We start from the raw sequence: 8,952 nt of genomic DNA on the forward strand, positions 1-8,952 counted from the left end.
TGGACTTGTAGGTCACCACGCGCGAACCTGCGGGCTCGATGGAGCGTGTTTGTGCCACGGTAGCGGCTTCAGCAGCCACTTCAGCGCGGGTGCGGTTCGTGTCGAACTTCAGGGCAAATTGCGAGCCATCGGCTTCGTCAGCATGGGCGCCAAAAGCGGCGAAGGCGGCAACGGCGGCGACGGAGAGGAAACGGGCGGTCTTGTTCATGATGAAAATCCTTGAAAGTTAAAAAGCGTCTCAAAAAAGCCGGGTCAAAAACCATTCCTGAACCGGGTTCGGTGAGTCGCCTTGCGGGTTCGGCTCATCGATGGGATGAACTGTACGCCGATGGTGTTCAGGGAAAAACCACTCAGTCGCGAACTAACTGTTCCAGTATTGAGAACAATCTTTCCACCCTTCCGCGCTCACGTCTGAACTTTCAGCACTCGAATTCTTTTGGAAAAAACTGTATATTCATACAGCATCAAACCACAGGAGAAGCAGCGCCATGCAAGTCATCGAATCCACTTTCGCCGTCACTCTGCGCGACTATCCCGAGGAGCTCCCGGCCAAGGAGCGCATTGCAGCAGAAATCAGGTACGCCAAGGCGCTCGAAAAGCAGCTCGGTGGGCCCGAACAGGTCGCCGCCGCCCTGGACACCACGCAGAGCCTGGAAGAGTCACCGCCCGAGGTGGTATCTCCTGGCGACCTCACCCTGCTCAAGGCTTGGGGCAAGGCCAGTGTGGCAGCCCGGCAGGCAGGGTTCCGGGATCTGGGGGAAGGGGAGGGTGCGTACTTTGAAGTGCGGCTGGTACGGGCCTGAAAGGCTGCCACAGCGGGCGAGGGCATTTGCCGAAGGGCCCGCAGGTCCGCGTTCGGCATGAGGGCTGGAGCAGCGCGGGATGAGCAGACGCCGTAACGATCGGCCGATGCCCAATGCTCTCTGTGTCGTGTTGGACAGGTCACCCTTGTGCTTGCACACCTGCGTTGCCGGCAGATACTGTGTGTACATTGCATTACCTGCACCCATCAACGCCGGAGACAAGACACCATGACCCTGCCGCTTCACCCCCTGGACGCCGACCTGTTTGCCCGCGCGTTGCCGCTGCTGGACGACGAGTGGCTGACCCGTGACCCCGAACTGGCCCCCGTGCTGCCCACCGTGCTGGCGCGCAATGTGGGGCAGGACTGGCACAAGGCTGGCACGTTTCGCCACCACCTGGTGGGTGTTACGCGCACCCTGACCGTGTGGCAGCAGCCGCGCGATGTGCGTTTGCTGGGTCTGCTGCACAGCGTGTATGGCAATGCGTTTGTGGACCTGGTGAAGTTCGACCCCGCCAAGGAGCGCGCCCGGGTGCGCGAGATTGCGGGCGAGTCGGCCGAGCACCTGGTCTACCTGTTCTGCACCCAGTCGCGCACGCAGTTTGTGCAGAAGGTGCTGGCCCACGCGCTGGAGGCCGACGGCAGCCTGGTGCTGCAAAAAGATGGGCAGGACCACGTGCTCACGCCGTATGAGGTGGCGGCCTTCATCATCGTGAGCATGGCCGACACCATCGAGCAGTGGTTCAGCTGGCAGGACGACATCTTTTCGCGCTTTCCGGACGTGCAGCACCGTAGCCAGAAAGCGCACTGGGCCGCATCGCTATGGCCCGGGCCCATGCGGCCGTCGGGGCGCATGGTGCACCAGATCAATGGGCTGGCCAAGGCGCTCCAGCACCCGGGGCTGAAGGATGTGCTGCCCATGCCGCCCGTGTTTGCGCACTGCTCGCAGTACCTGTCTGCGGCCAACGAGGCGGCGGCCACGTCACTGTACTGGTCCGTCATCCAGCAAGACCAGCCGCTGGTGGACCTGGACGTGGCCACTGGCGTACTGGAAAGCGCCGTGCGCCACAACCCCTGGGTGGGTGAGCCGCAGATGGTGCTGGCCCAGTTGTATCTGTCCGCCGGCCGCAAGGACGACGCCAAGGCCGCCGCCGAGAGCGCGCTGCACCTGTTCAGCGCCTGGGGCAATGCGTGGGACAAGCGCGTGCAGTGGGACGCCTGGGTGGCATGGACGCGCATCCTGCTGCAGGGCGCGACGGTGGAAGGCACCTGGCCCGAGCGGCTGGACAAGCTGAACAACGTGGCGCTGCGGGGCTGAGGAAACCGCTTTGCAGCTTGTTATGCGATTGGGTTGTAATGAAATGAAAACTTAGTTGTTCCAGTTTTATCGGGGAAACCCTAGTATGCGAGCCATCTCTCAACGAAAGGTTTTCCCTGTGAACAACAACATGCGCCTTCTCCTGCAATCCGCCCTGGCCCTGGCTGCTGCCGCCGCTTTCTCCACTGGCGCCATGGCCCAGGACAAGCCCATCAAGGTGGGCGTCACCGGCGGTCCCCACGCCCAGATCTTCGAGCAGGTCAAGAAGGTGGCCGAGAAGGACGGCCTCAAGATCCAGATCGTCGAGTTCAGCGACTATGTGCAGCCCAACGCCGCACTTGCCGCGGGCGACCTGGACGCCAACAGCTACCAGCACAAGCCTTACCTTGATGCGCAAGTGGCTGACCGTGGCTACAAGCTGGTGTCGGTGGGCTACACCGTCAACTTCCCCATCGGCCTGTATTCCAAGAAGGTCAAGAAGCTGGAAGACCTGAAGGAAGGCGCCAAGTTCGGCATTCCCAACGACCCCACCAACGGCGGCCGTGTGCTGCTGGTGCTGCAGGACAAGGGCCTGATCAAGCTGCGTGACGGCGCTGGCCTCAAGGCCACGCCGCTGGACGTGGTGAGCAACCCCAAGAAGCTCAAGTTTGTTGAACTCGACGCGGCCCAGCTGCCCCGTTCGCTGGACGATCTGGACGCATCGGCCATCAACACTAACTTTGCGTTGTCGGCCGGCCTGAACCCTGGCAAGGACGCCATCGCGCAAGAAAACGCCAAGAGCCCCTATGTCAACCTGATCGCCGTGCGCGACGCCGACAAGGACAAGCCCTGGGTGGCCAAGCTGGTGAAGGCCTACCACTCGGAAGAAGTGAAGAAGTTCATCCAGACCGAGTTCAAGGGCTCGGTGTTGCCAGGGTTCTAAGGCTTCACGCTGAGCGCACCCTGTAATGGGTGGGCGCTGCGGTGCCCTGGCTTGACTTTCTCCCGCGAGGGGAGCGGGCGCCCATCAGCGCTGTCGAAGAACGGCAAATATTCAGATTCCATTGGCATCCAGCGCTTGTCCAGCAGGCGCTGGATGCTATTTTTTTGGTAGCTATTGGCTGGCCCAGTGCCCCGGCTGCTTTGAGGGGAAACTGGCAGGCCACGCTTGCGTCCACAATGGGAGGGTTAACGTTCTGTAGCAATTACGCCCAGCACACCCCTTCCACCACGGCCCCCACCCATGTCCTTCGCGGAACGAATCCTCTCAGCGGTCTGGTTGAGCGCAGCCACGCTGTTGTTCGCCGCGTCGCTGTGGGTGCCGGACGTCAGCGTGCGGGTGTTTCTGGACAACGCCTCGTGGACGCTGGCGTTTGGGCTGTCGGCCTTCTGGGCCTGGCGCGGTTGGCGGCAGGCGCCCCCCACCGACCGCACGCTGCACGCCGGTCTGCTGGCCTTTGCCCTGCTGGTGGCTGTGGGGCAGATCGTGTGGAACGTGCAGGTGGCGCTGGACTGGAACCCGTTCCCGGCGCCCGCCGATCTGCTGTTTCTGGCCGGTGGGCCGCTGTGGGCCGCCACTGTCATCCGTGCCACGTTTGCCCGCCTCTCGCGTGACCGTGCCTACCCGGCGGCGCTCGACTTTGGTGGCGCCGTGTTGGCGCTGCTGGCGTTCACGCTGGTGGTCTACCTGCCCTCGGGCGGGGTGGGGTCGCTGGCGGTGAGCACGGTGCTGGTGCTGTACCCGGCGGGGTTCCTCACGGCGGCGGGTGTCACGGCGCTGGCCATTCCTACCGTGGGGGTGCGGGTGGCGCGTTCGCACCTGCTGGTGTTGATGGGCCTGCTGGGCTATGGCCTGAGCTGGATGCAGTGGAACCTGATGGTGATCAGCGGCACGGTGGAGCCGGGTGTCTGGTTCAACGCCAGCTTCAGCCTGTCGGCGCTCGCACTGGGGTGGGGCGCGCGCTGGCTGCGCTTTGATATGTCGGTGGATGCCGACTACCGCCGCCAGTGTGACCGGGCCATGAACTATGTGCCGCTGGTGTCGATGACGCTGGCCGCCATCACCCTGGTGCTGCTGTTTGTCGCGCCCGACGGGCGTGCCGGGGTGCAGGTGCTCATCCTGGTGTGCTGCCTGCTGGTGCTGCTGCTGGCCGCAATGCGCCAGACCATTGTGGTGAGCCTGCTCAACCGCCTGCGCACGGCCGAGGCCGCCGTGCTGCGCAACGAGGAGCAGCTGTACCGGGTGGCGCACTTTGATGCGCTCACCGGCCTGCCCAATCGACGCTACTTTGAAGACGCGCTGGAGCGTGCCGTGGCCGAGGCCGCGCGCGACACGCAGAGCACCAATCGCCGCGTGGCATTGCTGCTGATTGACCTGGACCACTTCAAGAGCGTGAACGAAACCTACGGCCACCGCGTGGGTGATGCGCTGCTGAGCGAGGTGGCCCAGCGCATCACCCAGCTGCTGGCAGGGCAGGGCCTGGTGTCGCGGCTGGCCAATGACCAGTTCACCGTGATGCTGCTGCGCCCCGCATCGCGTACCGATCTGGCGCAGCTGGCGGCTTCTCTGGTGGAGGGGCTGGCGCGGCCCTGGGAGCTTTCGGAGGTGGGCGCGCAGTACATGGGTGCAAGTCTGGGCATCAGCCTGTATCCGGATGACTCTGTCAACAGCGTGGAGCTGGTGCGCCATGCGCATTCGGCGCTGCATGCCACCAAGAGCGCGGGGCGGGGCTCGTACCGCTTCTACATCGAGGAGTTCACGCAGATCACGCGTGGCCGGCTGGAGCTGCGCAGACGCCTGCACAGCGCGCTGCAAGGGGGTGAATTCACACTGGTGTACCAGCCCCAGCTCAACCAGCAACGCCAGACGGTGGGCGCCGAGGCACTGCTGCGCTGGTCGATGGAGGGCAAGCCGGTGCCGCCCGACGAGTTCATCCCGCTGGCCGAGGAGAGCGGGCTGATCGTGCCCATCGGGCTGTGGGTGTTTGAGACCGCCTGTCGCCAGATGGCACAGTGGCGCGCCGAGGGCTGGCAGGTGCCGGTGGTGTCGGTCAATGTCTCCACCATCCAGCTGCGCGAGCCGGGTTTCACCCAGACCCTGTTGGGCGTGACGCAGCGCGCCGGGGTGGAGCCTGCGGGCCTGGTGCTGGAGATCACCGAGTCGCAGCTGCTGGACGAGTCCCTGTACGCCATCGCGCTCGACCTGAAGAATGCAGGTTTTGCGCTGTCGATTGATGACTTTGGCACCGGTCACTCATCACTCATCAAGCTCAAGCGCCTGCCGGTGAGCGAGCTGAAGATCGACAAGGTGTTTGTGCGCGACATTGTGGTGGACGTGAACGACCGCGAGATCTGCGCCACCGTCAATGCGCTGGCCCGCACGCTGGGCCTTTCGGTGGTGGCCGAAGGCGTGGAGACTGAGGAGCAGCTGCAGTTCCTGATCCGCATGGGCTGCGAGCGTTTTCAGGGCTGGCTGTTTGCCCCGGCCCTGCCGCCCCAGCAACTGGCCGAACAATGGTTGCAGCGGCAGGGGTTGCCCGCTGCGCAGTGACTGTGGGCGCGGTGTGGTGTAGGGGCGGCGTTGCCTGGGCGTGCTATATCAAAATTGATAGCTACTTAGGCATATTCCACTAGCGCATCCGGCCATTTTTCTTCATAAACGACAAAACCCGACGCAGGGCCGGGTTCCAGGGGCGTCGCAGGGCTTGCGCCTTGCGCGTCGTCGTTTTTGCAGCGCTTATGCGGCCTGCGACACGCGGGCCTGGTTGGCGGCCACGCTGGTGTGGGTGGTGATTTCCACATCGGCCGATGCCAGTGCGGCCGCCTTGGCGTCCGGGCCCATGGCCACGCCTTCTGCACGCACAAAGCGCACGTCGGTGATGCCGAAGAAGCCGAACACCACCTTCAGGTAGCTCTCCTGGTGCTCCATGGCCTGGCCGCCTTCGCTGGTCGAGTACACGCCGCCACGGGTGGAGGCCACGATCACCGTCTTGCCACCGGCCAGACCCACGGGGCCCTTCTCGGTGTACTTGAAGGTGCGGCCCGCTTGCGCCAGGCGGTCGATCCAGGCCTTGAGCTGGCTGGGGATGGAGAAGTTGTACAGCGGCGCGCCAATCACGATCACGTCGGCGGCCAGGAACTGGCTCACCAGTGCTTCGGACAGCGCGTTTTCAGTGCGTTCCACCTCGGTGGCTGCGGCCTGGCCGGTGCGGAACCCCAGCGACTGGGCCGACAGGTGCGAAGGGGCCTGCTGGGCGAGGTCCAGGTATTGCACGGTGGTGCCAGGGTGGGCGGCTTGCCATGCAGCCACGGTGCGGGCAGTCAGTTGGCGGGACACGGATTGATCGCCAGTGATGGCAGAGTCGACGTGAAGCAGTTGCATGAGGGAACTCCTGGGGTTCTGTGGATCGGAGCCACAGCGTGTGGCCATGGGATGAATTGTGAGGATGGATCAATTTGTTGATAAGGTAGTGAACTTGCGATAGATTGTTCCATCCATAGAACGATTGAAGTGTGTTACGGACCCCTCCATGCAAGACCTCAACGACATGCTGTATTTCGCCGAAGTGGTGGAGCGCGGCGGCTTTGCCGCTGCGGGCCGTGCCCTCGGCATCCCCAAATCGCGCCTGTCGCGCCGGGTGTCGGACCTGGAAACGCAGCTGGGCGTGCGCCTGCTGCAGCGCACCACCCGCAAGCTCTCGCTGACCGAAGTGGGCGAGGCGTATTTGCGCCATTGCCAGGCCATGCGCGAGTCGGCCCAGGCGGCGGCCGACACTGTGGCCCAGGTGCAGACCACACCGCGCGGCACCATCCGCGTGAGCTGTCCTGTGACGCTGGCACAGACCGTGGTGGCCGAGCTGATGCCCCGGTTTCTCGCCCAGTACCCCGAGGTGCGCATCGACATGCTGGTGAGCAACCGCGCGGTGAACCTGGTGGAGGAGGGCATCGACGTGGCGCTGCGCGTGCGGCCGTCGGTGGACGACAGCGGCAGCATGGTCGTCAAGCGCCTGGACCACACCACGCAGATCCTGGTGGCCAGCCCCGAGCTGCTGATCCGCCAGGGCACACCCAAGACGCTGGACGACCTGGCCAAGCTCGACAGCATTGCCATGTCGGCCCCCGAGGGGCGCTCCACCTGGAACCTGATTGGCCCGGGCGGCGTGCACCAGGTGGTGCAGCACACGCCGCGTTATGTGGCGGACGACCTGCTCACGCTCAAGTACGCCGCCGTGGCCGGCACGGGCGTGTGCTGGATGCCCGACTACATGTGCCAGGAAGAAATGCGCGAGCGCAAGCTGGTGCGGGTGCTGCCCGACTGGGCACCGGCACCCGCCATCGTGCACGCCGTGTTCCCCTCACGACGGGGCCTGTCGCCCGCGGTGCGGCGGTTTCTGGACTACCTGGGCGAGGCCATGCCCGGGCGCAGCAGCCTGAGCACGCGGCAGGCCCTGCAGGGGCTCGACGGCGCGAACATCTGAGTCGCTGAATTCAAATACTGTGCTTGTGCACTGTTTCAGTGGGCGACACGCTTTTTGGCGCCACAATGCAACGAATTGCAACTGTGCGGGCTGCGCCCATCCGTGTGGTCGGCACACGCGGCGGCCCGGGGATTTTTTGTGACCGCTCCACACCCAATCGACCAAGACATCCGGCAGGCCCGCGTGCACCCTGCCGTGCGTGCCATTGTGATCCCGCCGTGCCCCGAATCGCTGCTGCGCCTGCAGCAGATCATGGCGGAGCCCGAGCTGGACTCGGCGGCCCTGGAACAATTGGCGTCCTCCGACGTGGCCCTGGCCGCTGCCGTGATGCGGCTGGCCAACAGCCCGCTGTACGGCCTGGCCCAGCCGGTGCAGACCGTGGGCATGGCGCTGACGGTGCTGGGGCTGCAGCCGGCCGTGGAGCTGCTGTCGGCCTTCATCACGCGCAATGCGCTGCAGGTGCGCTCGCAGTTGCTGGAGCATTTCTGGGAAAGCTCGCAGCGCCGCGCCATTGCGTGCGAACACATCGGCCACCAGCTTTACAGCCTGGACCCGGGCCTGGGCTACAGCTTTGGGCTGTTTTGCCACGTGGGCATGCCGGTGCTGGTGAAGGCAGTGCGAGGCTACGCAGGCACCGTGACCGAGGCCCTGGCGCGCAAGGACCGCACCTTTACCCAGACCGAGAACGCCAGCCACCGCACCGACCACGCGGTGATGGGCGCCATCGTGGCGCGCACCTGGCACCTGCCGGGCGACGTGGCCCAGGCCATCTGGCTGCACCACGACTTTGCGTGTCTGAACGATGAGCGTTTTGACCCCACGGTGCGCCACCTGGTGGCTCTGGGCCTGCTGGCCGAGTTTCTGGTCAACCAGCACGACGGCCTGGCCCCCACGCGCGAGTGGACCCAACACGGCCAGGCCTGCATGGACCACCTGCATGTGACGCAGGACGAGCTGGACCACTGGATCGATGCGCTGCACCCCGCGTTTGAGGCGGTGCGGTTCTGATGATTCCGACGAGCAGCTGATTCGCCGCTACCGCCGAGCGGGGCAGCTACGCCCGCCCCATGCGGACATGACATAGGCACTGCGAGACCTGCCGGTGCGCCTTTCAGCGCACCGCTTCCAGCAGTTCTGCCAGGCGCGTGTGCCCCCGCTGGGCTGCGAGCTGTGACGCATTCAGACCTTCGCGGTCCACCAGCGCCGGGTTGGCGCGCAAGGCCAGCAGCCGCTGCACAGTGGCGGTGTGGCCGTTCAAGGCGGCCAGCATCAGGGCGGTTTTTCCTTCGGGGTCGCGGGCATCCACTGGCGTGCCCTGTTGCACGAGGGCTTCGACCTGCTGGGGTTGGCCCGTGCGGGCGGCCTCCCAGATGGTG

At 64.9% G+C, this 8,952-nt stretch carries 9 protein-coding genes; 6 read left to right on the forward strand and 3 right to left on the reverse strand.

Going from position 1 to position 8,952, the window contains the following annotated elements; all coding sequences use genetic code 11:
* Nucleotides 1-208 (reverse strand): DUF4148 domain-containing protein (locus ISS20_RS21505; RefSeq protein WP_291439395.1); only part of this gene is annotated, 208 nt, incomplete at its 3' end.
* A 280-nt stretch (nucleotides 209-488) separates the two neighbouring features.
* Between ISS20_RS21505 and ISS20_RS21510 the strand changes: the two genes are divergently transcribed.
* The 4 genes from ISS20_RS21510 (at nucleotide 489) to ISS20_RS21525 (ending at nucleotide 5,649) form a co-directional block, all read left to right on the forward strand.
* Nucleotides 489-803 carry a hypothetical protein gene (locus tag ISS20_RS21510; RefSeq protein ID WP_291439397.1) on the forward strand — a complete coding sequence of 105 codons (315 nt, stop codon included), beginning with the start codon at nucleotides 489-491 and terminating at the stop codon, nucleotides 801-803.
* Nucleotides 804-1,031: 228 nt separating this feature from the next.
* Nucleotides 1,032-2,120 carry a DUF6817 domain-containing protein gene (locus tag ISS20_RS21515; protein WP_291439399.1) on the forward strand — a complete coding sequence of 363 codons (1,089 nt, stop codon included), beginning with the start codon at nucleotides 1,032-1,034 and terminating at the stop codon, nucleotides 2,118-2,120.
* Between the two features lie 130 nt (nucleotides 2,121-2,250).
* Entirely contained in the window at nucleotides 2,251-3,042 is a 792-nt protein-coding gene (locus ISS20_RS21520; protein WP_291439411.1) for a MetQ/NlpA family ABC transporter substrate-binding protein, read from the forward strand.
* A gap of 300 nt (nucleotides 3,043-3,342) precedes the next feature.
* Entirely contained in the window at nucleotides 3,343-5,649 is a 2,307-nt protein-coding gene (locus tag ISS20_RS21525) for a bifunctional diguanylate cyclase/phosphodiesterase (protein WP_291439401.1), read from the forward strand.
* A gap of 186 nt (nucleotides 5,650-5,835) precedes the next feature.
* Here the strand turns inward: ISS20_RS21525 and ISS20_RS21530 are convergent, their stop codons facing one another.
* Nucleotides 5,836-6,480 carry an NAD(P)H-dependent oxidoreductase gene (locus tag ISS20_RS21530; protein WP_291439403.1) on the reverse strand — a complete coding sequence of 215 codons (645 nt, stop codon included), beginning with the start codon at nucleotides 6,478-6,480 and terminating at the stop codon, nucleotides 5,836-5,838.
* Nucleotides 6,481-6,628: 148 nt separating this feature from the next.
* Here ISS20_RS21530 and ISS20_RS21535 point away from each other — a divergent pair, with 148 nt between their 5' ends.
* On the forward strand, nucleotides 6,629-7,576 hold the full coding sequence (locus ISS20_RS21535) for a LysR family transcriptional regulator (protein WP_291439405.1): 948 nt from the start codon (nucleotides 6,629-6,631) through the stop codon (nucleotides 7,574-7,576).
* Between the two features lie 138 nt (nucleotides 7,577-7,714).
* Nucleotides 7,715-8,584 carry an HDOD domain-containing protein gene (locus ISS20_RS21540; protein WP_291439407.1) on the forward strand — a complete coding sequence of 290 codons (870 nt, stop codon included), beginning with the start codon at nucleotides 7,715-7,717 and terminating at the stop codon, nucleotides 8,582-8,584.
* 103 nt (nucleotides 8,585-8,687) lie between these two features.
* Here the strand turns inward: ISS20_RS21540 and ISS20_RS21545 are convergent.
* Nucleotides 8,688-8,952, reverse strand: a 265-nt coding sequence (locus tag ISS20_RS21545; protein ID WP_291439409.1) for an ankyrin repeat domain-containing protein, incomplete at its 5' end; no start/stop codon positions are given.

Origin of the sequence: Acidovorax sp. (genome assembly GCF_016783915.1) — a bacterium.
Lineage (GTDB): Bacteria > Pseudomonadota > Gammaproteobacteria > Burkholderiales > Burkholderiaceae_C > Acidovorax.

Coding starts and splice junctions, on each gene's coding strand:
- ISS20_RS21520 (WP_291439411.1), top strand. CDS start 2,251: ATGCGCCTTCTCCTGCAATCCGCCCTGGCCCTGGCTGCTGCCGCCGCT.
- ISS20_RS21525 (WP_291439401.1), top strand. CDS start 3,343: ATGTCCTTCGCGGAACGAATCCTCTCAGCGGTCTGGTTGAGCGCAGCC.
- ISS20_RS21515 (WP_291439399.1), top strand. CDS start 1,032: ATGACCCTGCCGCTTCACCCCCTGGACGCCGACCTGTTTGCCCGCGCG.
- ISS20_RS21510 (WP_291439397.1), top strand. CDS start 489: ATGCAAGTCATCGAATCCACTTTCGCCGTCACTCTGCGCGACTATCCC.
- ISS20_RS21530 (WP_291439403.1), bottom strand. CDS start 6,480: ATGCAACTGCTTCACGTCGACTCTGCCATCACTGGCGATCAATCCGTG.
- ISS20_RS21535 (WP_291439405.1), top strand. CDS start 6,629: ATGCAAGACCTCAACGACATGCTGTATTTCGCCGAAGTGGTGGAGCGC.